The following is a 22,769-nucleotide window of genomic DNA, read 5'->3' on the forward strand; positions in this document are numbered from 1 at the left end:
GGCCTCAGAAGCTGACTTTTGGTACCTGGCGCGCTTCCGGGGTTTCCAGTTGCAGCTGGGCGGTTTCCTTGAAGGCAAACATGCCGGCAACAATATTGTTCGGGAACTTCTCGCGGAAAATGTTGTATGTCATCACGCCGTCATTGTAGGCCTGGCGGGCAAAGGCTACCCGGTTTTCGGTGCTGGAGAGCTCTTCCATCAGTTGCTGGATGGTTTCGTTGGCTTTCAGTTCCGGGTAGTTTTCAGAAACGGCGTAGAAGTTTGCCAGGGCTTTGGTCAGCAGGTTCTCGGCACTGCCCAAACGCTGGATCTTGGTGCCGTCCCCCGGGTCTTTCGCCGCGTCTTTCTGGGCGCTGACTGCGTTGTTGCGGGCTTCCATCACCTGGGTCAGCGTCGATTTTTCGTGAACAAGGTAGGCCTTGGCGGCTTCCACCAGATTGGGAATCAGGTCATGGCGGCGCTGTAGCTGCACATCAATCTGCGCAAAGCCATTCTTGAACTGATTACGCAGCGATACCAGGTTGTTGTAGATAAACACCAGGTACAATATGACAACGGCAATAACAACAAGGCCGATGACGGTCGTTCCCATGACTACTCCTCAGGGTGAAAGGTTCAGGCGTTATTTTCCACGATACGGGTATGGAAAGTCTGTACAAACGTCTCAAATTCCTTGGGTGGCAGTGGCTTGCTGAAAAAGTACCCCTGGGCCAGTTTACAACCACGCTGGCTCAGATAGTACTCTTGTTCAGCGGTTTCAACCCCTTCGGCCACAACGGTGAGGTTCAGGCTTTTGCCAAGATCAATGATGGTGTTGGCAATTCGTGTGTCTTCCTCATTGACCAGCAAGTCCCGAATGAACTGCTTGTCGATTTTCAGGTGCTGAACCGGCATCTGCTTCAGGTAGGTGAGAGACGAGTATCCGGTGCCAAAATCGTCCACCGCGATGCTGATGCCTGCCCGATGCAGGCGATGCAGCTTGGCCACGGCATCGCTGAGATTGGTCATGAAGCTGGTTTCGGTGACCTCAAGCTCTAGCCGGCCGGCGGGAATGTTGTGGCGTTTCAGGGTGTTCAGGATGTCATCGACGATGGATTCCTGGCGAAGCTGAACAGCAGACAGGTTCACGGCAATTCTGAGGGGTGAACCTTCACTGGCCCATCGAGCGGCTTGCCAGCAGGCTTGGTCGAGCACCCATTGGCCAATCTCGACGATGGCGCCATTGGACTCGGCAACGGGGATGAAGTGATCCGGGGGAATCATGCCGCGCTCGGGATGTTCCCAGCGCAGCAGTGCTTCGGCACCGATAATGCGTTTGGTCTCGAGGTTGATCTGAGGCTGGTAAACCAGATGGAACTCGTGGTTTGCCAGTGCGTTACTCAGGTCTTTCTCAAGCTGTTTGCGCTCCCGGATCTCCTGATCAATGCTGGCAACGTAGAACTGGAAATGATTGTGTCCGTTCTGTTTGGCCAGTGCCATGGTCTGTTCGGCGCTTTGCAGAAGCCGGTCGGCCTGGTCAGCATCGGAGGGGAACAGGGCAATGCCCAGGGTAGCCGTCATGGATATGCGATGGTTGCCGGCGTTGATCGGGGTGGCGAAGCTGCCCAGAATCTTTTCGGCGGTATCGGCCGCCTGAAATCCATCGCGCAGCCGCTTCTCAACAACCACAAACTGGTCGCTGCCCAGCCGGGCAACACTGAACCGTTCCGAAGGCAGGTTGGCGGTCAGGCGACTGGCGACCGTCTGCAATATGGTGTCGCCAGTTCGGAAGCCGCACTGTTCGTTCACGGATTTGAAGTCATCAATGCCGCAAACCATCAATGCCAGTGTGCCATGGGATTCCCTGGCAGCCACGATGTCGTGTTGCAGGTCTTCCATGAATGCGTCGCGGCTGGGTAGCCCGGTCAGAGTGTCATAGCGTGACAGGCGATTGACCCGATCTTCGGCTTCCTGATGCTTTTTCTGGCTCTCAGCGATAGATACCAGAAGATTATTGGTGGCGTTCACCCATAGCCCAAGCTCGTCTGCCCGATGTCCGTCCGGAACCGCAATCAGCCGGTCGTCGGGCCGTGCCGGGTCGACTGTGCGAACGGACTGTACAATGCGCAAAAGGGGCCGGGTAAGTACCAAGTGGAACACCACGAACAGTACAAGGCCCAGAATCAGTGCCAGTGCAATGCCTGAACCAAAGGTGATTAATGCCCGGTTCAGCCAGTTCTCAGCGATAGGGGCAGTGTCGTAGTGCACTTCAAGGTAGCCGTAGATCGTGTCTGGGCTGGTGCCTCGGTGCAGGCTTTCGCGGTATTCACGAATGCTGCCGAAAATGGGGTCGGTAATGGGGCGGAATGCCCGGTCTTGCAGCGGCCTGAGCCGGCCGCCCAATTGGTCGCCATCCGGGTGGGAAATGCGAGCGAGGTGAATGGGCTCCAGCGCGAAAAGGCCATCAACCACTTGCTGGGCCAGGGTGTCATCAATACTGAAAACGGACTGGGTGGCGGCGTCACGAACCATTGCCATGGTCTGGTTGGCCTGGCGTTCCAGTTCCATGGATACCCGCCTGGCGTCGAGAACAACCTGAACGGTGCTGACCAGGATGCCTGTCAACAGGGCGACAATCAGCACCCAGCGCAGGATTCGGTATCCCAGGTGATTTTCAACTTTGAAGGCGGTTTGCATTCCGAGTCTTGTGGCTCATCTGTCCGGATTGTTCTTGGGTGCAGGCGCCAGGGTCAGGCCTGCCGTGTACGACAGTATGGTTCAGATTTTTTGCAACTGCATGGAGTATGGCCGATTTTTTCAAATAATCATGGGTGGGCGTGTATCGATTTGTTGCGGTTTCGTCGCATTTGGATACAGAAACGCCCGCCAGGCTGACCTGGCGGGCGTTCAGGCGGAAGCGGCCGGGCAGCTTCCGACGGCACTACTCTGTGATCAGGCCAGATTTTCGTTAACGAAATTCCAGTTGACCAGGTTCCAGAAGCCTTCGAGGTAGTTCGGGCGGCTGTTCCGGTAATCGATGTAGTAGGCGTGTTCCCAAACGTCAACAGTCAGTACCGGCTTGTCAGCGCCGGTCAGCGGAGTTTCCGCGTTGCTGGTATTGACGATGGCTACGCTGCCGTCGGCCTTCTTCACCAGCCAGGTCCAGCCGGAGCCGAAGTTGTTGGCGGCTTTGTCGTTGAATTCTTTCTTGAACTCTTCGAAAGAACCAAACGCTTTCTCGATCGCTTCTTTGGCAGCGCCAGTGGGCTCGCCACCGCCGTTCGGGCTCAGGCAGTTCCAGAAGAAGGTGTGGTTCCACACCTGCGCAGCGTTGTTAAACAGTGGGCCGCTAGCGCTCTTGATAATGTCTTCCAGGGATTTGCTGGCATTATCGGTGCCGTCAATCAGGCCATTCAGCTTGGTGACGTAGGTCTGGTGGTGCTTGCCGTAATGGTATTCCAGGGTTTCCTGGGACATGTGCGGTTCCAGAGCGTTTTTTTCGTAAGGCAGTGCGGGAAGTTCAAATGCCATGAGGTCGTTCTCCCTGTCTCTCTGTTTATGTTGAATGTGTACGTCACAGCAATATAGGGGCGATTTGAGCTAAATCAACCCCTTGGTGTAAGAGTACTTGTAAACTCGGGGCTGCCGGGCAGGAACTGTGCGCAGTTCCGGACCCGCCAAACCAGTTCTTCGTAGCTGTCGGCCAGAATGTTTACATGTCCCAGCTTGCGCCCCGGGCGCTCACCTTTATTGTAGAGGTGAACATGAGCGTAGGGCAGTTCCAGTATGCGTTCAATGTCTCCATGCTCGCCGATGATGTTAATCATGCAGCTAAGCCCTCTGGCTGCCACGTTGCCCAGGGCATGGCCGCTGACAGCGCGAATGTGGTTTTCAAACTGGCTGGTCATGGCACCTTCGATGGTCCAGTGCCCGGAGTTGTGTACTCGCGGCGCCATTTCGTTGGCCACCAGGCCATCATCGGTCTCAAAAAGCTCGAGGGTTAATACGCCCACGTAGTTCAATTCGTTCAGCAGAGATTTGATGTATTTCTCTGCGTCTTGCTGACTGTGTGCCTGAAGCGCAGGCGCGGGAGCAATGGAATAACGAAGGATGCCTTCGTGGTGGGTGTTCTCGGCAATGGGGTAGAAGGCCAGGTCGCCGTCCTCCGCGCGCACGGCAATAATCGATACTTCACGTTTGAAGTTGACGAACTTTTCGACGATCACCCGTGGGTGCCCGATGCTGCTCCAGGCGGCTTGTGCTTCTTCCGGTGTTTTCAGTACTGCCTGGCCTTTGCCGTCGTAGCCTTCGGTGATGGACTTGGCAACCACCGGGCAGCCGAGTTCTTCGGCAGCGGCTTTGAGTGACTCGGCGCTGTCTGCGATTTGCCATTGGGGTGTGGGGATGCCCAGGCGGCCGAACAGGGTCTTTTCGGCTTCGCGGTTCTGGCAAACTTCCAGGGCCCTGGGGCAGGGATGCACGGGTTTGTGTTTGGCGAGTTCTTCTGCCACGGCGACGGGCAGGTGTTCGAATTCGTAGGTAACGCGGTCAACCCGGGAGATGAAGTCGTCCAGGTATTGGCCGTCACGGTCGATGATGACTTCGCCAAGGCCGGCGCTGGGGCTGCCGGACATGTCATAGAACACGAAGTCTTTGGCCAGGGGGTAGCCTGCGAGGGCTAGCATGCGGCCTAGTTGGCCGGCGCCAAGTACACCAATTCTCATGTAATTTCTCCTGCCACGGTTTCGGCTCTGACATTGGTGGTGTGAGCAGTTCGGGGAAGGCTTTCCAAAACACGCTCAAGCCCATCCATGGGGCGCTTGGGCTCCGCCATCCATGGCTCCGCACAGTTTTGGAAAGCCTTCCCCGAACTGCTCATCCAGCCTTGGGAGTTGGCTTCACTGATCTCTTGGATCAGGGTTATCCAGAATTGTTTGTGTCTGTGTTGCTCTGAACTCGTCAACAGCCTTTCGGACGCCATCGTCAGACGTGCCAATAATCTGTGCTGCCAGCAGGCCGGCGTTGGTGGCGCCCGCTTTGCCGATGGCCAGGGTGCCAACGGCGATGCCGCCAGGCATCTGTACGATAGACAGCAGCGAATCCAGGCCGTTCAGGGCCTTTGATTGTACAGGAACGCCCAGGACTGGCAGAGAGGTCTGGGAGGCAACCATGCCGGGTAGGTGAGCTGCACCGCCGGCGCCTGCAATGATGACTTTCAGGCCGCGGTCGGCTGCGGTTTTGGCGTAGTCAAAGAGCAGGTCGGGTGTGCGGTGGGCGGAGACCACCCGGGTTTCGTAGGCGACGCCGAGTTTTTCGAGCATGTCGGCGGCGTGTTCCATGGTGGGCCAGTCGGATTTCGAGCCCATGATGAGTCCTACAAGCGGCTGCATATGCAACTGTCCTGTGATAATTGGAAAGCCGGCCATTGTATGTTTTGCCTACCTACCATGCAACACAGGGCGGGCGTGGTTCCGGTAATCTTTAAAAGGCTTCATTTTAACGGATTGTTAAGTGCGGGTATTATCGTGGCTGACATTTTGACCATCCCGATTCAGGAGTAGTAATGGAACCCATTCGCCCGGACGATGACGAGCTGAGAGCTGAGCCCCCTATTGGTGGCGCCGAGCCCAGAAAGCCTGATGGGCAAAAAGGTAAATCCGCCAGTAACCGGCAGAAGCCTCCTAAGCCCCCAAAACCGGAGAAGACGTCTGGCGGTGGCGGCCCGGGAGGTGGGTTGTTGATGTGGCTTTTGTTGGTGGTCGTGGCCGCAGGCGCGGGTGCCGGCTGGTATTTTCAGAATGAGCGTATTGAAGCCCTTGAGGGGCAGCTGGAAGAGGCGGATTACTGGGCTCGGCAGAGTAAGTTGGCGCTGGCGCGCTTTGAGGGTGAGTTATCAGAAACCGGGGAGTCGCTGCAGGAGCGGGGAGCTTCCCTGGAGGAGAAGATTGCGGCTAATGACGAGCGCCTGGATTCCGCAGACAGTGAAATCCGTAAACTCTGGGTGATTGCCAACGAGCGCAACAAAAAACGGCTTGATGAGCACCAGCAAAGGTTGGCGGATGTTGATGATCAGCTTGCCCAGGCAAACAAGGCTGCGTCTGATTTGACCGCATCGTTGGAGCAGGCACGCACGGGGTTGTCGGCGGATGTGGCGCAGGTGCGGCAGCGGCTTGACGATTCCGTCGCTTCGCTGGAGCGAGCGAACCAGGAGGCAACGCAGCAGTTGACACGGTTGAGTCAGCAGATCGGTGATGTGGACCAGGTGGTTGAGAGCCGGATAAGGCGCTTTGAGCAGGAGCAAAAGCTGGGGATCAGTGGCATGGAAGGCCAGATTGCCGCGCTGGAACAGAAGGTGGACTCCATGGCGGGCGACGGCGAGGTCCGGGCTTTGAGGAATCAGCTGTCTGAGCTCAAGAAAACCGTTGATGCGGTGGATGCGTCGCGGTCTCAGCTTACTTCCCGGCTGGTCCGGTTGTCCGAAGAGGTTAACCAGCTTCGCTCGCAGGTTTCCGGAAACTAGGCTCTTGCCTTCTCCAGAAGACTCGGCTTCCAAGGTGTAGGGGGTGAATGTAACGATTTGTATTCATCCCTTGCGGTAGCTCTCATTTCTATTGAGTGGCAGTTGTTATCATCGGCTAACTCGATAGGGATGAAGAGTGCATAACAATGAAAAAACGAGTGCCTTACCTTCGGAACGCTATCGCCCTGTTGTGTGTGGTGGCGCTCTCCGGCTGTACCATCTATCAATCTATTGGCAAGAGTGTGGGGGCTTTCCTGCATCCTGTGTCGGGGCATGACTTTGTCCATATCGACACCGATGCCTGGGATCAGCGCAATGCTGTTCTTTACTTCTACCGCACTCACTCCCAATGGGCTGCGGATGAGATCGAGTCGCCCAGCGTCTACATCGACGACAAGCACTACTTCAACATCCGCAACAACAGCTACACCTGGCTTGAGGTGAAACCCGGTGAGCGCCACATCGCTATGCGCAGGCCGCTGTTGGGACTGGAGGGGCTGAATTCGTTCAGCTTGAGCCTGATTGCCGATGCCACGCTGCGGGTTGAGCCCGGCAAGATCTATTACCTGCGTTACAACGAGCTGACCGAGCCGGAGCGGCGCCATCCGGATCTGGACCCGGATCATCCCCTGGCCAGTGGCGATCTGCAGCTGGTGACCCGTGACTACGCCATGCAGTCTGGTCAGATTGTTTCCACCCTGTTCCTCAACAGCGACCTGCTGGCGCCGAATCATGCTGGTGCTTCCATTGTTGAGGTCAATGAAGACATGGATTACAAGAAGCGAAAGGCGGCGTTGGAGGAAGAGCGGGAGCTTGAGGTTGAGCAACTGAAACAGCAGGGTAAGTATGAGTCTGCCTCCTGGTACTGGCCGTTCGGTGGTGGCCCCACAGAGCCCCTGGAGGCGGATCAGAAACTGGAGGCGCTGGAGCGGGATTACGCAAAGCTGGAATTGGAACGTAAGCAGAGGCGTGAAGAGGAATCCGGCGGCGGCTGGTGGATTTTCTGAGCGAGGGTTGTCTACACTGGAGTTGGTTGACTGCGGTGAGATAAAAACAATGTCGCTCAAAGATAATCTGGTAGTTCGATTCGAGAAAGTGGCGGGGCGCCTGGTGCCCTATCTGGAAGAGTCCTGGCGGGATGTCAGGGTCAAGCTGGATGATCTCAACCGTTCGCTGGCCAGTCAGGCGATACCGAATGAACGGAGAGACAAAGTCAGTGAGTTGGCGTTGCGTCAGAAGGGCGAGCAGGCGGGCCAGAAAACCGGGGAGGTGCGCGACTTTCCTGGCGGGCGCAAACGGCACACAAGCTCCTGATTTTGATTAATAAATGCTCAGGTAATGCCGGGTCAGAAAAAATTCATGAATTTTCCGGAAAACATTTGACACGGTGAGTGAAATGCTTAAAATGCGCGTCTCACTTGGTTGATGCAGCAATGCTGAATCAACAAGCGCCAGGCGCAACAAGTGACCGCTTTGAGCCTGAAGAACAGTAAGGCCACGAAGTGGGTGGTTAGCTCAGCTGGGAGAGCATCGCCCTTACAAGGCGAGGGTCGCAGGTTCGATCCCTGCACCACCCACCATTTTCAAGCGGTTTCAGGTTCGGCGTTTATTTGCAGCGTTGAACCGATGCGGAGCGGTAGTTCAGTTGGTTAGAATACCGGCCTGTCACGCCGGGGGTCGCGGGTTCGAGTCCCGTCCGCTCCGCCAACTTTTTCCCGGGTGGTTAGCTCAGCTGGGAGAGCATCGCCCTTACAAGGCGAGGGTCGCAGGTTCGATCCCTGCACCACCCACCAGATGTGAAGAAAAGCAGATCCAAACGGATCTGCTTTTTTTTCGCCTGAAGGAAAGTCTGACCGCTTCCCCGATACAAAAAACCGGGAGCTCGATGCCCCCGGTTTTTCGTCGTTCAGGTTGGTGCAAGGTCCGGCATCATTTGCCGATCAGCGACTGCCCGCACACCCGCACAACGTTTCCGTTAACGCCGGCAGAAGCCGGGTTGCAGTACCAGGCAATGGCTTCTGCCACGTCTACCGGTTGCCCGCCCTGAGACAGACTGTTCATTCGCCGGCCCGCCTCGCGGATGGTGAATGGCATGGCGGCGGTCATCTGGGTTTCGATGAAACCGGGGGCAATGGCGTTGATGGTTATGCCGTTTTTCAGGTGCTTTGCCATAGATTCCACATAACCGATCACACCGCTCTTGGCGCAGGAATAGTTGGTCTGGCCGAAGTTGCCTGCAATGCCGCTGATGGAGGAAATGCACACAATGCGGCCGTTGTCGCGCATCAGCTTGCGCTCGGCCAGTTCTTCATCGATCAACTCCTCAGCAGTCAGGTTGACAGCGATCGTCATATCCCAGAAGTGCTCTGGCATGTTTCCGAGGGTTTTGTCGCGGGTAATGCCGGCGTTGTGAACCACAAAATCCACCCCGCCGGTTTCTTTTTCAATGAAATCTGCAATCAGCTTGGGTGCCTTTTCTTCGGTAATGTCGCAGGCCAGCGCCTTGCCTTTGATGGCGTCGGTTACTTTCTGCAGTTCCTCCAATGCCGGGGGGATATCCAGGCCGATAACGGTTGCGCCGTCGCGGGCCAGGGTTTCTGCAATGGCTGCGCCAATGCCCCGGGAGGCGCCAGTGACCAGGGCTACCTTGCCGGCCAGCGGAGCCACCGGGTTGGTGGCTTTGGCTTCCTCTGCTTTGCCAATACGCACCACCTGGCCGGAAACATAAGCCGAGCGTGCAGACAGGAAGAAGCGAACCGTGGAATCCAGCTGGTTCTCGGCGTTCGGAGCCATCCATGCCAGGTTGGCCGTGCAGCCCTTCTTGCCAATTTCCTTGCCAACGGCGCGTACAAAGCCTTCAAGGGCTTGCTGGGCGGCGGCCTGGGGTGCCTTCCGGCAGGTGTGAGGGTCCAGGCCTATCACCAGCACCCGGCCATTGGAGGCCAGTTTGCGGATGGTCGGATGGAAAAAGTCGTACAGAGCACGTAGTTCCTGAGGGTTTTTGAGACCGGTCGCGTCGAATACCAGGGCTGAGAACTTTCCGTTCACTTCGCCGGACACATCCAGCGCCTTGGCTTTGTTGCCCGCCTGAGCGGAGTCCGCCAGGGTTTCGATGCCCGTGGCATGGTGCAGGCTCGCCGGGCTGGCGCCAATGATTGAGCCAAGGGTGGCGATAGCGCGGGCACCGGCGCCTGCGCCAATCAATACGTCGCCTTCAATAAATGGTTGGTCGACCCGCTTCAGGCGGCTGAGGGGCGCCGGGGAGGGCAAGCCCAGTGACTGTGCGGCGGTTTTGCCAACCGGAGTGTTAACCAGTTTCAGGTAGAGGTCAGACATGATGTTCTTCCTTGTGAGTTTGGTTGAGTATGAAATAGCCCAAAGGGTAAAGCTTCTGCCAGTTATTGGATTGACTCAACTCAGTCATGGCGTTGTCAGAGTTGCCAATGAGCAACGGGCGCCAGGCGCTAGACTCTGGGCTAACCTGAATCAAACCACTTATGATCACCACTGAAGGGACAGTTTGCTATGGCACAGGCACCAAAAACCACTCGTACTGGCACGAAATCCGGTTCTCGGGCTACCAAAAAGGTGCCCGGCATTCGCCGCGTCGCTGTTATTGGCGGTAATCGTACGCCGTTTGCCCGCTCCAACACCGCCTACAGCAAAATCAGTAATCAGGAGCTGCTGACATCCACGCTTCGGGGCCTGGTGGATCGCTACAACCTCCAGGGCATGAGGCTGGGCGAGGTGGTCGCTGGTGCGGTGATTAAACACTCCCGGGACTTCAACCTTACCCGTGAGTCGGTGTTGAGCTCGGGCCTGGCACCGGAAACGCCGGCCTACGATATCCAGCAGGCCTGTGGTACCGGGCTTGAGGCAGCCATTCTGGTGGCGAACAAAATTGCTCTTGGGCAAATTGAATGCGGCATCGCCGGCGGTACCGATACCACGTCGGATGCGCCCATCGGTGTGGGTGAGGGCTTGCGGGAGATTCTTCTGGACCTGAACCGAGCCAAAACCGCCAAGGAGCGCCTGAAGATTCTTGGCCGTTTCCGCCCTGGCCACCTGATGCCGGAGATTCCGGAGAATGGCGAGCCGCGTACCGGACTGTCCATGGGGGATCACTGTCAGGTCACGGCGAAGGAGTGGAATATTGCCCGTGAGGACCAGGATCGCCTGGCCTGGGAAAGCCACCAGAAGCTGGCCAAGGCCTATGACGAGGGCTTCTTTGAGGATCTTCTGACACCGATGGCGGGTCTGGATAAAGACAACATCCTGCGCCCGGATACCACCCTTGAAAAATTGGCTACATTGAAGCCCTGTTTTGATCGTGAAAACGGCACCATGACTGCTGCCAACAGCACCGCCCTGACGGATGGCGCCTCCTGCGTGTTGCTGGCAAGTGAAGAGTGGGCAAAAGCCAATAATATGGAAGTGAAGGCCTGGCTGACGTTCTCTGAAGTGGCAGCGGTGGACTTCGTGGACAAGAAAGAGGGCCTGCTGATGGCGCCGGCCTATGCCGTGCCGCGCATGCTGGAGAAGGCAGGCCTGACCCTGCAGGATTTCGACTTCTACGAAATTCACGAAGCCTTCGCCGCCCAGGTATTGTCTACCCTGAAGGCGTGGGAAGATCCGGTCTTCTGCAAGGAGCGCCTGGGCCTGGACACGCCGCTGGGCAGTATTGACCGGGCAAAGATGAACGTGAAAGGCTCCAGTCTGGCAACCGGGCACCCGTTTGCCGCCACTGGTGGTCGTATCGTCGCAACCCTGGCCAAATTGCTGGAAGAAAAGGGCAGTGGTCGAGGCCTGATTTCCATCTGCGCGGCGGGTGGTCAGGGCGTGACGGCGATTCTGGAGCGCTAAGTTACGGGAAAACCGTAATTTCCTTTGACAGGGGCAACTTCACGCCGTATTATTCGCGCCACGTTGATCGGGGTGACCCGGTAAACAGCCAGTTTGATGCGGGGTGGAGCAGTCTGGTAGCTCGTCGGGCTCATAACCCGAAGGTCGTTGGTTCGAATCCAGCCCCCGCTACCAATAAAAAAGGCAGATCAGTACTAACTGATCTGCCTTTTTGCTTTTCGTATCCAAAAAATACGATTTACCGATCTGAAGGTCGCCGATGGGTGTGCCCGCCTGGTGGACGGCCCCTTAGTCAACAAACAGGAGCTTTTACATGTCCAGCCGGCTGCCCGCTTTTCTGCGTCTGCGCCCTTTATTGCAACTGGGGCTGATCCCGCAAATTACCATCGGCATTGTTGCCGGCATACTGTTGGCCATTGTTGCGCCAGAGGCGGCGCGGTCAGTATCGCTGCTTGGGCAATTATTCATTTCGGCTCTGACAGCCGTGGCGCCGATTCTGGTATTTGTACTGGTGGCGTCGGCTATTGCTGCCCATCAGAAGGGGCAACCTACCCACATTCGCGGGGTGTTGTTGCTGTATGTGGTTGGCACCCTGCTGGCCGCTGTGGTGGCCGTTGTTGCCAGCTTTGTGTTCCCCTCTGAGCTTACTCTGGATATGCCGGAAGTGGCCGGCAATCCGCCGGGCAGCATTGTTGAGATTCTGCAGAACCTGGTTTTGAGTGTGGTTACCAATCCGGTCACGGCACTGATGGATGCGAACTTCATTGCCATTCTGGCCTGGGCTATCGGCCTTGGGTTGATGTTGCGACAGTCCGGCGATGCTACCCGGTCGGTTCTGAACGATTTGTCTGACGCTGTTTCCGGTATCGTGAAGCTGGTCATCCGGCTGGCACCTTTGGGCATTTTTGGCCTTGTCGCCAATACCCTGGCGGAGTCTGGTGTGGCAGCCCTGCTCGAGTATGGTCATTTGCTGGCCGTGATTGTGGGCTGCATGCTGTTTGTGGCGCTGGTGACCAATCCATTGATCGTCTTTGCTTACACACGCAGGAACCCGTACCCCCTGGTGTTTACCTGCCTGCGGGGGAGCGCGATTACCGCCTTTTTTACCCGCAGTTCGGCCGCCAATATTCCGGTCAATCTCAACCTGTGTGAGCGCCTGAAACTCGACCCGGACACCTACGCGATTTCTATCCCGCTGGGGGCAACCATCAATATGGCCGGAGCAGCCATTACCATCTCGGTGATTACCCTGGCCACAGCCCATACGCTCGGCATTCCGGTTGACTTGCCAACGGCGCTGCTGCTTTGCGTGGTATCCGCGGTTGCAGCCTGCGGCGTGTCCGGAGTGGCAGGTGGTTCCTTGTTGCTGATTCCTCTGGCTACCAGTCTGTTCGGCATCTCCGCCGAGGTTGCCATGCAGGCGGTGGCCATCGGGTTTGTAATCAGCGTGGTGCAGGATTCCACTGAAACGGCCCTGAATTCCTCCACCGATGTCCTGTTTACCGCAGCCGCCTGCCATGCGGCGGAGGATCGGGTGTGATGGTGGATCCTACTGGCCGCAATCTGATTTTCATCGGCATGCCCGGCAGTGGCAAAAGTACCATTGGTGTGCTGGTGGCCAAGCGCCTTGGCATGGGGTTCATCGACACCGACCTGCTGATTCAGGAGCAGGCCGGCCGTACCCTGCAGGAGATTGTTGATCAGGACGGCTATGTGGCCTTGCGTCAGATCGAGGAGCAGGTGCTGCTGGCCCTGGACGTTCACAATCAGGTTATCAGTACCGGCGGCAGTGCAGTGTACAGTGATGCTGCAATGCAGCATTTGAAGCGCAACGGTACTGTGGTGTTCCTGGACATTTCACTGGAGACGGTGATTCACCGCATTGGCGATTACAGCCTTCGGGGGATTTCACGGCGGCCGGACCAGTCTCTGGCCGAGTTGTTCGAGGAGCGTTTCGCGCTTTATACCCGCTATGCAGACCTGACCATAAAAGGGCAGGGCTTCAATCAGGACCAGTTGTGTGAGGCTATTATCCGCAAGCTCTGAAGGTATTTGTCCGGGGGGACAGATTACGGCAGGTTTGCCCGCCAGTGTTTCACTCGTACCTGGTCCTTGATGGCGTCAATGACTTCCAGAATCAGGTTGATCAACGCCTCTTGTTCCTGGTCTGCTCCTTTCTCTTCTCCCGGCTCCGGCAGCATCACGTTCACAATATCTTCGATAAAAGCGTGATTGCTGGAAGACGCCAGATCTTCCAGGATCTGGTGGATCACGTTTGCAACAATATCGCCAACGGCATTTTCCAGCGTGTCCTGTATGGTTGGGCCAACCACCGGCAGGTATTTCAGTCTCGACAGTTCAAGATTCTGCTTCAGGGCGTTGTCTACACGGTCTTCCAGATAGACTCGCAGGGCACCTCTATTGGGAATATAGCCGTGCTGCGCAGCCAGGGCGACGCGTTCCGATAACCAATCCGACAACATGGACCGTCTCGGGAACAGAATGTCAGTCTGGATACGTTCGAACAGGGGCGAACCACGCTTTACCTCATCCTGAACGCCGCTCAGAACCTTCAGAACAATCCGGTCTGATAACTCTTCCATGAAGGCTTCGTAGTAGAACGACACAAACTGGTACAAGCGAGTGCTGGTGAAGTCGATGATCTTGTATTGGTGCAGGCGGTAGATGATCGAAATGATCCGCAGCGCCCGCAGGAAGCGGAAGCCGCCAACGGGGATGCAGCCCACCAGATCGTACCAGTGTATGAACGGGTAGAAATACCAGCGGTCGTAGACCTTGGCTTTGACGGAGTAGCCCCAGCGGACAAAAAACTCGGTCAGGAAGATGGAGACGAAGATCAGATCATAGAAAATAAAGCGTTCATGGATCGGCTGGTAGATCGCATTGACGGCGGGGAGGTTTTCTTCCAGCAGGTTCTGAACCGCAACGAAACTGTATATCGAGTCCCAGATGATAAAGGCCAGGTTGATGATCAGTAGGCCCAGCATCAGGAAATCGATAAGGAACCAGATCAACTGATGGCTGGACCGAAGGTTTTCGCGGTTAATCCTGAGCATCCGGGCTACCTGTCATTGGTCAGGGGCATAATATAAGTCCCTGACAGGTTAGCTTATTTCAGCTCGGAGGACGACTTTCCGAGTAATCGTCGGGCGATGATCAGAAGCTGGATCTGCTGGGTGCCTTCGAAAATATCGAGTATTTTGGAGTCCCGGGCCCATTTTTCGAGCAGTTCCGTTTCCTGGTACCCCAGTGATGCACACAGCTCTACGCAGCGGAGCGTGATCTGGTTACCCACCCGGCCGGCCTTGGCTTTGGCCATGGACGCTTCTTTGGAGTTGGGTTGGCCGTTGTCGGCCATCCAGGCGGCTCTGAGCGTCAGTAGCCTGGCGGCCTCCAGTTCCGCTTCCAGCAAATGCAGTTCCCGGACAGCGGCGGTGGTTGTCCAGCTTTGTTGCTGGTAGGCCAGGTCCAATCCTGCTGTCTTCAGAATTTCCTGAGTGCGCTCCAGGGCGGCCCGAGCCACTCCGATGGCCATTCCAGCGACCACCGGTCGGGTGTTGTCAAAGGTTTGCATGGCGCCGGCAAAGCCTTTGTCCACGCTGATCTCGGGATCACCCAGCAGGTTTTCTTTGGGAACCCGGCAATTGTGAAAACGGATAGCGGCCGTGTCTGAGGCGCGGATTCCCAGTTTCTTCTCCAGTCGCTCCACGGTCATTCCTGGTGTCCCTTTCTCCACCACGAACGACTTGATCGCGGCCCGGCCCTGGGATTTGTCGAGTGTGGCCCAGACCACAACGGCATTGGCCCTTTCACCGGCGGTCACATAGATCTTCTCACCGTTGATAATATAGTGGTCGCCGTCTTTGGTGGCCGTCGTCCGAATGGCGGCGGAATCCGAACCGACACCGGGTTCGGTGATCGCCATGGCTGCCCAGGTCTTGCCAAACCGTTGAAGCTGTTGCTCGTTGGCAACGGCGGCAATGGCGGAGTTACCCAAACCCTGGCGAGGGATGGACAGAGCCAGGCCAACGTCGCCCCAGCAGAGTTCCGTGAGACCCAGAACGGTTTTCATGTTGGTGCCATTCTGGTTGCCGGTGCCGGTGTCTCCGGCGGACCGGGCCAGGCGGCCAGCCCCAGCACCACCATCGGCCGCGCCATCGTTCATGCCGTCCATGATGGAGGCGAACATATCCAGTTCCTTGGGATAGGCGTGCTCGGCGCGGTCATAATGTCGGGAAATCGGTCGGAAAACTTCCCGGGCCACCTGTTGGGCCTGATGAACAATCGGTGCAAACTTTCCAGGAATGTCGAGATTCATAGCGAATGTCCTTGGTGTCAGGCGTGAACGCCGCCATGGTGAGTGGCGGTGGAGCGAAGATCCCGATACCAGCGCTCCACCGGGTGTTCTTTAACAAAGCCGTGGCCACCGAGCAGTTGGACACCGTTGGTTCCAATCTCCATGCTTTTCTCATTGCATAGCAAACGGGCCAGGCAGCTTTCCCGGTGGAAGCTTCGGCCGGTTTCGGCCCTACTGGCGGCGCGCCAGGTGAGCATGCGCATACTGTCGGTCTCAATGGCCATATTGCTGATCATGAACGCCACCGATTGCCGGTGGCTGATAGGCTCGCCAAAGGCCTGACGGTCGTTACAGTAGGGAATGACATAATCCAGCACGGCCTGCGCTGTACCGATGGCCAGGCCGCAGCGCATCAGGGCGGCTCTGTCGATGAAAGCCTGAAAACAGAAATCGTCATCGCCGAGCAGTGCGTCGGCCGGTACGTCCAGGTTGTCGAACCGGACTGAGGTGGCCTCCGCCGCGCGCAACCCCATCCCCGGGGTATCCGCTATTGCCAGGTTTAGGCCAGTGGTTTCAATAATAAAGACCCGGGGTGTGCCATTGAGGGCAGCCGAGACCAGCAACAACTCGCACTCGGCGCCTGCAATCACAAACGATTTTTCGCCGTTAATCCGGTAGCCCTGGTCGGTCTCGGTAGCCGTGGTGGATGGTTGCATTGGGTCAAACAGCGGCGTTGGTTCGTCAATGGCGAGACTGGCCACCGGAGGCGTATCCTCGCAGAAGGCCGGCAGATAGCGGGACTGTTGCTCTCCATTGCCCCAGCAACTGATCGCCTGGGCGACACTGAAGGGTGCCAGTAGCCGAATTGCCAGAGCCATATCCCCCCAGGCCAGTTGCTCAGCAATCAGCACGCTGGTCACCGGTGACTGCTGTTCGGCCACCCCACCGAATTCGCTGGGTACCGCGTACATGGGCAAGCCAAGGGCAGCGGCCTCGTGTTTAACGGCTTCAGGCAATCGGCCCTGTTCATCGGCCTCCTGGGCAGCGGGCCTGAGGACATCCCGGGCCAGGCGTTTCAGGCTGTCGACAATCATTTGCTGGTCGTCGTCGAGGCTAAGGTCAAACAGGTCGCCTGGGGCCCCGGGTGGCAGTCGCTTCCGGGGTAGCCAGTTGCGAACCCGTTTGAACTCACGGCCCGCCAGGGCAATGGTCCGGAAACCGGTCCGAGTGCCTTGGTATGCCGTACGTTCAAGGGGAGATCTCAAGCCCAGCCGATCGAGCAAAGGGTTGCCGGATATCCGGTTCATGATCGAGAGTGCAAGTCCGATTGGATCCCTGGTCACGCTGAACTCCTGAGGTTGTCTGATTGATCGCACCACGTGGAACCGAGCATGGCTCCGGAGGTCACAATGGCCATTGGCAGGTGTAGCATTCCCTGATGGCATTGTGGTCAATTGTGATTTTGGCGCGCCAGGCGTAGAAGCGCGCATCCGCTATCGGTAAACTCACCCCCTGACTCAGGGATTCGTCAATCATCCAGGTGGGAAACCCAAACACCGCATGCTGTTACCCCGACATCACATACAGAGAATCCTGAAGCTGACCGGGCTTGCGGTGCTGTTGAGCGCGTCTGCCAGCCATGCCAGTCAGGTCAGGGTTGAGGTTGAGGGCGATCACAGTGACTTGAGAGACAATGCCCGGATTTTTGTGGGTGAGGTAGAAGGCCGCTCAGCCGATGGCCTGCGCCGTTACGCCTCCACGGCGATAGCCCAGGTTGAACAGGCCATTCGGGCCCTGGGGTACTACAATCCGGTGATCACATTCGAAGTCACTGAAAATGCGGATGGGCTGGCCGAGCTGGTGTTGACGGTTGTGCCGGGGGAGCCCGTCCGCATTCGTTCCAGGTCAGTGCTGATCGAGGGGCCAGGCAGTGAAGATCCGGCACTGGTTGATCAGATTCCGAAAGAGCCGGCGGAAGGAGATGTGCTTCATCATGGCCGCTACAACACGCTGCGGCAGGCCATACAGAATCGGGCGCGACGTCTGGGTTACTTTGACGGTGAGTTTGTGACCCGCCGACTGGAAGTAGACCCGTCCGAGAATCACGCAGATATTACCTTGCACTACCGTACCGGAGAGCGGTATCGCCTGGGCGCGGTTACCTTCCTGGAAGGCCACGGTTTTGACGAAGGTTTACTGAACCAGTTTGTGACCTTTGAACCCGGCATTCCTTTCCACGCCGATGAAGTGGCGAAGCTCAACGGCGATCTGTCCAACAGTGGTTACTTTTCCGGTGTGGATATTGATGCTTCACCGAACCGGGCAGAGGATGGAGTGATACCGGTGGATATTGGCCTTACCCCCAGGCCGCCCCGGTCGGTAGGCGCCGGTGTTGGCTTCTCAACAGACGTTGGGCCACGCTTTCGGGGCAACTGGCGTGAGCACTACATTAATCCAATGGGGCATCGCCGTGGCGCAGACACGGAGCTTTCGGAGCTGCGTCAGAATGTCAGCGGCTGGTACGAACTTCCGCTGGATCCCCCAATGTCGGACTCCCTACGGTTGGGCGCGGGTTACCAGCGGGAGCATATCGAAGACGTGGAATCGGAACGGCTGACGCTGGGGCAACAGTGGCGGCATCGGCTGGATACCGGCTGGATGCAGGTGTTGTCCATTCGATGGGAAGGCGAGCGCTTCAAAATTGGCGAAGATGAGCGGGGCAACTCCAGCCTGTTGCTGCCGGGGCTCAGTTACTCCAAACTCCAGGCCAACTCGCCCCTGGACCCGTCCCGGGGCTACCGATTGCAGTTTGATGTGACCGGTGCCCACCGTGCAATCATTTCCGACGCGGACATCCTGCACGTGAATGTGCTGGCCAGGGGGCTGTATACCCTGGCTGATAATCACCGGTTCCTGACCCGTTTCAACTTCGGTGGGGTGGCGACCAACAGTTTTTCCGATGTGCCGCCCTCATTGCGCTTCTTTGCCGGTGGTGATCAGAGCGTCCGGGGCTATGGTTATGAAACCCTGTCGCCCCGTGATGACAACGGTGTAGCCGTCGGTGGCCGTTTTCAGCTGGTCGGTGGTGTCGAATATCAGTACGAGTTTGTCCGGAACTGGCGGGTGGCGGCGTTCGTCGACAAGGGCAACGCGGTGAATGATGTGTTTGACCGGCTGGCGACAGGTGCCGGCCTGGGGATTCGCTGGGTGAGCCCGGTAGGGCCGCTGCGTCTGGATTTGGCGAAAGGTCTGGACGAAGAGTTTGGCGGCGGCTGGCGTATTCACTTTTCCATGGGGCCAGAGCTGTGACCGATCATCCACCGGTGCCACCAGAGCAGGCTGAAGGTCAGCCGAAGAAACACAAAAAGCCGCTGCGCCGGCGCTGGTGGTTCTGGCTGTTGCTGGTCGTCACATTGTTGCTGTTTTTGCCCCTGGTGCTCGTTGGGCTGATTTTGCTGGCCCTGCATACCGAAAAGGGAACGGCCTGGACCATTGATCAGATTCCCGGGTTGCAAACCGAGGCCGACCGAGGCTCCCTGCTTGGCCAGTGGCAGGCCGACCGCCTTGAATGGCACGGCTATGGTGTGGGCGTGGTGGTGGAGGCTCCGGAAGTAGACTGGTCTCCGACTTGCCTGTTCGAAAAAACCATCTGCCTGGACACGCTCAAGGCCGATCGGATTGCAGTGACCCTGCAGCCCTCTGAATCTGATGATGAAAGTTCCGGTGATATCAGCCTTCCCAGGATTAACCTGCCGCTGGCAGTGGTGATCGGGGATGTTGCCCTGGGGCCGCTGACTGTCAATGACGGAGCCATCTGGGACCGGTTTGAGCTGCAATCCCGGGCCTCCGGTGCCAGCCTGGAGCTTGAACACGTGCTGTATCAGCTGGACGAGATACGGGTATCGGCGAGTGGTCGCGCTGACATGCGGCGGGATTGGCCCCTGGATATTGATGTTGACGTATCCTTGCCGCCGCCATCGGGAGATGACTGGCAGATCACCGTTAACCTGGGTGGCAGCGTCAGGGACTTGCGGTTGCGAGGTGCCAGTAGTGGTTATCTTAATGCGAATATACAGGGGCAGGTTCAGCCGCTGGAAAGCCGTTTGCCAGCGTCCATCAGACTCGAATCCGAGCGTTTTCTTGCCCATCATGATCTTCCGGAAACACTGACGCTGAAGAACTGGCGATTAACCCTTGACGGTTCCCTGGCCAACGGTTTCAGGACCCGCACCCAGGCGCTACTGCCGGGTACCGAGGGTGATATCCAGACTTCTATCCAGGGATTGGTCACCACAGAGAAGGCGACAGATCTGGTACTGTCCATGGCCGGCCCGGAACGGGAGGGCGGTGAGCCACCCGGAACCCTGGAGGTGCAGGGCGAAGCCTCCTGGGCCGATGGTCTGGCCGCTGATGTGGGGCTGGCCCTGGACCGCTTCCCCTGGTACAGCCTGGTGCCGGAGCTGGACGGGCCTCCGGTTTCGCTGAACCGTCTGGAAGGTCGGGCAAGTTACCAGGAAGACCGCTACCAGGCGGATCTTGACGCCCGGGTTGCCGGTCCCCTTGGGGACGCCGAGCTGAAGGCCCGCCTTGATGGCGATACGCAGGCTGTCCGTATCACCCAGCTCGACATGACGACCGGAGCGGGTTCCCTGTCTGGTGAAGCCGAGCTCGATTTTTCTTCCCAGCTGGCTTGGCAGGCTGCCCTGGTTCTGGATCAGTTCAATCCGGGCTATTGGGTGCCTATGCTGGAGTCCCGGTTGGACGGCAACGTAACCAGTGAAGGCCGGCTTCAGGACGATGCATTGCCCCGAATGACGGCGGGCTGGAATCTGCAGGGACGATGGCAGGGGAACAATGCTCGCGCCCGGGGCCAGTTGGTCAGTGACGGTCGCGAATGGCAAGTGGATGATCTTGTGCTTGTCGTGGGTGAGAACCGTGTAGAAGGGCAGGGTCGTTACGGCAGCCAACTGGCAGGTAACTTGTCCATCCTGTTGCCTGAGCCGGCGATGTTTGCCGAAGGTCTGGCTGGTGAACTGAAAGCCAGCCTGCAGTTTGCTGGCACCGTGGATGATCCCACCGCCGAGCTTGTCATGGCTGGCCGCGGATTGAGCTGGCAGGATCTGTTGCAGATTGAGGCCGTGGATCTTGATGCCAGTCTGGCCACAGGCGGTGTGCTGGATGCAGCACTGGAGATTAATGAGATTCGTGCTGCCGACCAACAGCTGGAGAACGTGTCCCTGCGCCTTGAAGGTACCCGGGATGAGCATCAGCTAACAGTCAATGCCAGCCACAGTGAGGCGACCCTGCTTGCCGTATTCGCCGGCGCCCTGGGTGAGAGCCTGGATGCCTGGCAGGGTGCACTGAACCGTGGTGAAATCGACATACCCGGACCGGGCCAGACGTGGCAACTGGAGTCTCCCGCTGACCTTGCCTACACCGAAGAAGGCAACCTGAGCCTCGGCGCTCACTGCTGGCGCTGGCAGGAAAGTTCGGTGTGCGCTGACGATCAGCAGCTATTGCCGGATGCCCACATCGCCTTCCAGATTCGCCAGTTTCCGACAACGGCCCTTGAGCCACTGTTGCCTGATACCTTCCGATGGAGTGCGCACCTGGATGCCGACGTGGATCTGTCGCTGACCGACGCAGGGCCGGATGGCAGAATCACACTGGATGCCGGTGAGGGAACCTTCGAATTCCTGGTGCTGGATGACTGGGAAACCCTGAGTCATGAGCGCCTGACCGTTGATGCCCGTCTTCAGCCCAGCATAGCTGAGTTGTCAGTTGCCCTGCGAGGGCCGGAACTGGGCGATTTTAATGCCGAGCTGGCGGTTGACCCGATGGCTGAAGAGCGACCGGTACAGGGCCGTTTCAGCCTGAACTCACTGGATCTGGCTTTTGCATCCGCCTTCGCTGGGGTGGAAGAGATTGGAGGTCAGGTTAACGGCCAAGGCGAGATTACCGGCCCATTGTTACGCCCCATGATTCATGGCGAGCTGGCTCTTACGAATGGTCGTTTTTACGATCCGGGCCTGCCACTCCCACTGAATGATGTGGTTCTGGTGCTCGAGTTTCTCGGGGATTCCGCTGATATCAGCGGGCGCTGGAACAGTAACGACCGCAGTAGCGGGCAACTTTCGGGGATGATCAATTGGCAGCAGGAGCCAGAGATTGAGCTGTCGATTGTTGGCGACAGGCTGCCGGTGAATTTCGAACCCTATGCCCGGGTTGAAGTTGGGCCAGACCTCACCATCGCTTTCCGCAGTGGTGAACTCTCGGTGTCGGGGCGTGTGGAAGTACCCCGTGGTGAGATCGAGATCAAGGGGCTTCCGGAGTCAGCGGTTTCTATCTCCGAAGATGAGGTGATTGTCGGAGTTGAAACCGAGGAACCGACCATCCGGCGTATGGTGATGGACGTGACTGTGGTGGTCGGCGAAGACCGGGTAGCGTTTGATGCTTTCGGTGTGACCGGGAATCTCGAGGGGACCCTGCGGATTGGCAACGACATGGATACCCGGGGTGCGCTACAACTGGTGAATGGCCAATACCAGGCATTTGGGCAGGATCTGGAACTGCGGCGAGCGCGAATCCTGTTTGTTGGTGCCCTGACAGAACCCTACCTGGACATCGAGGCAGTGCGCAGGGTAGACACTGTTGTTGCCGGTATCAGGCTTAGCGGCCCCGTGAACGCCCCTGAAACCGAGGTATTCTCAGAACCCTCCATGCCCCAAAGCGATGCGCTGTCCTACATCATTCTGGGCCGCCCGCCTCAAAGCCGCGGTGACGACGGTCAGATGGCGCAAGCTGCTCTGTCGCTGGGGCTGACCCAGGCAAGCCGCCTGACCCAGGGCATTGGAGACGAGTTGGGCATTCGCAATCTCACCCTGGAAACCGAAGGTTCCGGGGATGAGGCTTCGGTGGTGGCCAGCGGATACATAACCGATGAATTGAGCCTGAGGTACGGCGTCGGGATATTCGAACCGATCACCACGGTCGCACTGCGTTATGATCTGGGCCGGTATTTCTATCTGGAGGCGGCCAGTGGCCTGGCCGCCTCGCTGGATATCTTCTACACCCGGGATTTCTGATCGA

The 22,769-nt window shown here is 57.7% G+C and carries 17 protein-coding genes and 4 tRNA genes; 12 read left to right on the forward strand and 9 right to left on the reverse strand.

The genetic code is table 11. From position 1 onward, the window contains the following. Positions 1–4: 4 nt before the first annotated feature. The 5 genes from QUE75_RS07040 to purE form a co-directional block, all read right to left on the reverse strand. A complete protein-coding gene (locus tag QUE75_RS07040; protein ID WP_058091810.1) occupies positions 5–592 on the reverse strand; it encodes a LemA family protein in 588 nt (195 codons plus the stop codon). Between the two features lie 23 nt (positions 593–615). After that, positions 616–2,676, reverse strand: coding sequence for a putative bifunctional diguanylate cyclase/phosphodiesterase (locus tag QUE75_RS07045; RefSeq protein ID WP_286254664.1), 2,061 nt, complete (start codon positions 2,674–2,676; stop codon positions 616–618). Between the two features lie 255 nt (positions 2,677–2,931). Further along, positions 2,932–3,510, reverse strand: coding sequence for a superoxide dismutase [Fe] (gene sodB, locus QUE75_RS07050; protein WP_058091808.1), 579 nt, complete (start codon positions 3,508–3,510; stop codon positions 2,932–2,934). Positions 3,511–3,584: 74 nt separating this feature from the next. After that, positions 3,585–4,703, reverse strand: a complete 1,119-nt coding sequence (locus QUE75_RS07055; RefSeq protein WP_286254666.1) for a 5-(carboxyamino)imidazole ribonucleotide synthase — start codon at positions 4,701–4,703, stop codon at positions 3,585–3,587. 174 nt (positions 4,704–4,877) lie between these two features. Next, a complete protein-coding gene (purE, locus tag QUE75_RS07060) occupies positions 4,878–5,369 on the reverse strand; it encodes a 5-(carboxyamino)imidazole ribonucleotide mutase (protein WP_061331731.1) in 492 nt (163 codons plus the stop codon). 173 nt (positions 5,370–5,542) lie between these two features. Here purE and QUE75_RS07065 point away from each other — a divergent pair, with 173 nt between their 5' ends. The 6 genes from QUE75_RS07065 to QUE75_RS07090 all read left to right on the forward strand — a co-directional run bounded on the left by QUE75_RS07065 (position 5,543) and on the right by QUE75_RS07090 (position 8,292). After that, the gene (locus QUE75_RS07065) at positions 5,543–6,499 is read left to right on the forward strand and encodes a hypothetical protein (protein WP_061331732.1); all 957 of its coding nucleotides are present in this window, start codon (positions 5,543–5,545) and stop codon (positions 6,497–6,499) included. 146 nt (positions 6,500–6,645) lie between these two features. Beyond that, positions 6,646–7,506, forward strand: a complete 861-nt coding sequence (locus tag QUE75_RS07070) for a DUF2846 domain-containing protein (protein WP_286254669.1) — start codon at positions 6,646–6,648, stop codon at positions 7,504–7,506. 49 nt (positions 7,507–7,555) lie between these two features. Then, positions 7,556–7,813, forward strand: a complete 258-nt coding sequence (locus QUE75_RS07075; RefSeq protein ID WP_072677690.1) for a hypothetical protein — start codon at positions 7,556–7,558, stop codon at positions 7,811–7,813. Between the two features lie 190 nt (positions 7,814–8,003). Continuing rightward, a tRNA-Val gene (locus QUE75_RS07080) sits at positions 8,004–8,079 on the forward strand. 50 nt (positions 8,080–8,129) lie between these two features. Next, positions 8,130–8,206 (forward strand) — tRNA-Asp (locus QUE75_RS07085). 10 nt (positions 8,207–8,216) lie between these two features. Continuing rightward, positions 8,217–8,292, forward strand: a tRNA-Val gene (locus QUE75_RS07090). A gap of 136 nt (positions 8,293–8,428) precedes the next feature. Here QUE75_RS07090 and QUE75_RS07095 read toward each other — a convergent pair. Next, positions 8,429–9,835 (reverse strand): 3-oxoacyl-ACP reductase, encoded by a 1,407-nt coding sequence (locus QUE75_RS07095; RefSeq protein WP_286254672.1) that lies wholly within the window; start codon positions 9,833–9,835, stop codon positions 8,429–8,431. Positions 9,836–10,087: 252 nt separating this feature from the next. On the opposite strand from QUE75_RS07095, the gene QUE75_RS07100 reads away from it, so the two are divergent. The 4 genes from QUE75_RS07100 (at position 10,088) to QUE75_RS07115 (ending at position 13,408) form a co-directional block, all read left to right on the forward strand. Then, positions 10,088–11,362, forward strand: coding sequence for an acetyl-CoA C-acetyltransferase (locus tag QUE75_RS07100; protein WP_106696000.1), 1,275 nt, complete (start codon positions 10,088–10,090; stop codon positions 11,360–11,362). A 97-nt stretch (positions 11,363–11,459) separates the two neighbouring features. Then, positions 11,460–11,536, forward strand: a tRNA-Met gene (locus QUE75_RS07105). A gap of 139 nt (positions 11,537–11,675) precedes the next feature. Beyond that, complete coding sequence (sstT, locus tag QUE75_RS07110) at positions 11,676–12,902, forward strand: serine/threonine transporter SstT (RefSeq protein WP_286254673.1); 1,227 nt, start codon at positions 11,676–11,678, stop codon at positions 12,900–12,902. After that, entirely contained in the window at positions 12,902–13,408 is a 507-nt protein-coding gene (locus QUE75_RS07115) for a shikimate kinase (RefSeq protein ID WP_286254675.1), read from the forward strand. Before sstT ends, QUE75_RS07115 begins: the two co-directional genes overlap by 1 nt. 23 nt (positions 13,409–13,431) lie before the next feature. Here QUE75_RS07115 and QUE75_RS07120 read toward each other — a convergent pair whose 3' ends face one another. From QUE75_RS07120 to QUE75_RS07130, 3 genes are read right to left on the reverse strand one after another with little or no spacing between them, the layout of a single operon-like run. Beyond that, the gene (locus QUE75_RS07120; RefSeq protein WP_286254677.1) at positions 13,432–14,439 is read right to left on the reverse strand and encodes a hypothetical protein; all 1,008 of its coding nucleotides are present in this window, start codon (positions 14,437–14,439) and stop codon (positions 13,432–13,434) included. Between the two features lie 53 nt (positions 14,440–14,492). Beyond that, positions 14,493–15,701 (reverse strand): acyl-CoA dehydrogenase family protein, encoded by a 1,209-nt coding sequence (locus tag QUE75_RS07125; RefSeq protein WP_061331794.1) that lies wholly within the window; start codon positions 15,699–15,701, stop codon positions 14,493–14,495. A 17-nt stretch (positions 15,702–15,718) separates the two neighbouring features. After that, positions 15,719–17,023 (reverse strand): acyl-CoA dehydrogenase family protein, encoded by a 1,305-nt coding sequence (locus QUE75_RS07130; protein ID WP_061331795.1) that lies wholly within the window; start codon positions 17,021–17,023, stop codon positions 15,719–15,721. A gap of 217 nt (positions 17,024–17,240) precedes the next feature. On the opposite strand from QUE75_RS07130, the gene QUE75_RS07135 reads away from it, so the two are divergent. Then, positions 17,241–18,989, forward strand: coding sequence for an autotransporter assembly complex protein TamA (locus QUE75_RS07135; protein ID WP_106695382.1), 1,749 nt, complete (start codon positions 17,241–17,243; stop codon positions 18,987–18,989). Then, on the forward strand, positions 18,986–22,765 hold the full coding sequence (locus QUE75_RS07140; RefSeq protein WP_286254681.1) for a translocation/assembly module TamB domain-containing protein: 3,780 nt from the start codon (positions 18,986–18,988) through the stop codon (positions 22,763–22,765). Before QUE75_RS07135 ends, QUE75_RS07140 begins: the two co-directional genes overlap by 4 nt. Positions 22,766–22,769 lie beyond the last annotated feature (4 nt).

This window comes from Marinobacter shengliensis (assembly GCF_030297115.1).
Classification (GTDB): Bacteria; Pseudomonadota; Gammaproteobacteria; order Pseudomonadales; family Oleiphilaceae; genus Marinobacter; species Marinobacter shengliensis.

What these genes read in the sequence shown, in the direction of transcription:
- sodB (WP_058091808.1), bottom strand. Translation starts at nt 3,510, where the DNA reads ATGGCATTTGAACTTCCCGCACTGCCTTACGAAAAAAACGCTCTGGAA.
- QUE75_RS07125 (WP_061331794.1), bottom strand. Translation starts at nt 15,701, where the DNA reads ATGAATCTCGACATTCCTGGAAAGTTTGCACCGATTGTTCATCAGGCC.
- QUE75_RS07115 (WP_286254675.1), top strand. Translation starts at nt 12,902, where the DNA reads ATGGTGGATCCTACTGGCCGCAATCTGATTTTCATCGGCATGCCCGGC.
- QUE75_RS07120 (WP_286254677.1), bottom strand. Translation starts at nt 14,439, where the DNA reads ATGCTCAGGATTAACCGCGAAAACCTTCGGTCCAGCCATCAGTTGATC.
- QUE75_RS07055 (WP_286254666.1), bottom strand. Translation starts at nt 4,703, where the DNA reads ATGAGAATTGGTGTACTTGGCGCCGGCCAACTAGGCCGCATGCTAGCC.
- QUE75_RS07045 (WP_286254664.1), bottom strand. Translation starts at nt 2,676, where the DNA reads ATGCAAACCGCCTTCAAAGTTGAAAATCACCTGGGATACCGAATCCTG.
- QUE75_RS07095 (WP_286254672.1), bottom strand. Translation starts at nt 9,835, where the DNA reads ATGTCTGACCTCTACCTGAAACTGGTTAACACTCCGGTTGGCAAAACC.
- QUE75_RS07135 (WP_106695382.1), top strand. Translation starts at nt 17,241, where the DNA reads ATGCTGTTACCCCGACATCACATACAGAGAATCCTGAAGCTGACCGGG.
- purE (WP_061331731.1), bottom strand. Translation starts at nt 5,369, where the DNA reads ATGCAGCCGCTTGTAGGACTCATCATGGGCTCGAAATCCGACTGGCCC.
- QUE75_RS07075 (WP_072677690.1), top strand. Translation starts at nt 7,556, where the DNA reads ATGTCGCTCAAAGATAATCTGGTAGTTCGATTCGAGAAAGTGGCGGGG.
- QUE75_RS07065 (WP_061331732.1), top strand. Translation starts at nt 5,543, where the DNA reads ATGGAACCCATTCGCCCGGACGATGACGAGCTGAGAGCTGAGCCCCCT.
- sstT (WP_286254673.1), top strand. Translation starts at nt 11,676, where the DNA reads ATGTCCAGCCGGCTGCCCGCTTTTCTGCGTCTGCGCCCTTTATTGCAA.
- QUE75_RS07070 (WP_286254669.1), top strand. Translation starts at nt 6,646, where the DNA reads ATGAAAAAACGAGTGCCTTACCTTCGGAACGCTATCGCCCTGTTGTGT.
- QUE75_RS07040 (WP_058091810.1), bottom strand. Translation starts at nt 592, where the DNA reads ATGGGAACGACCGTCATCGGCCTTGTTGTTATTGCCGTTGTCATATTG.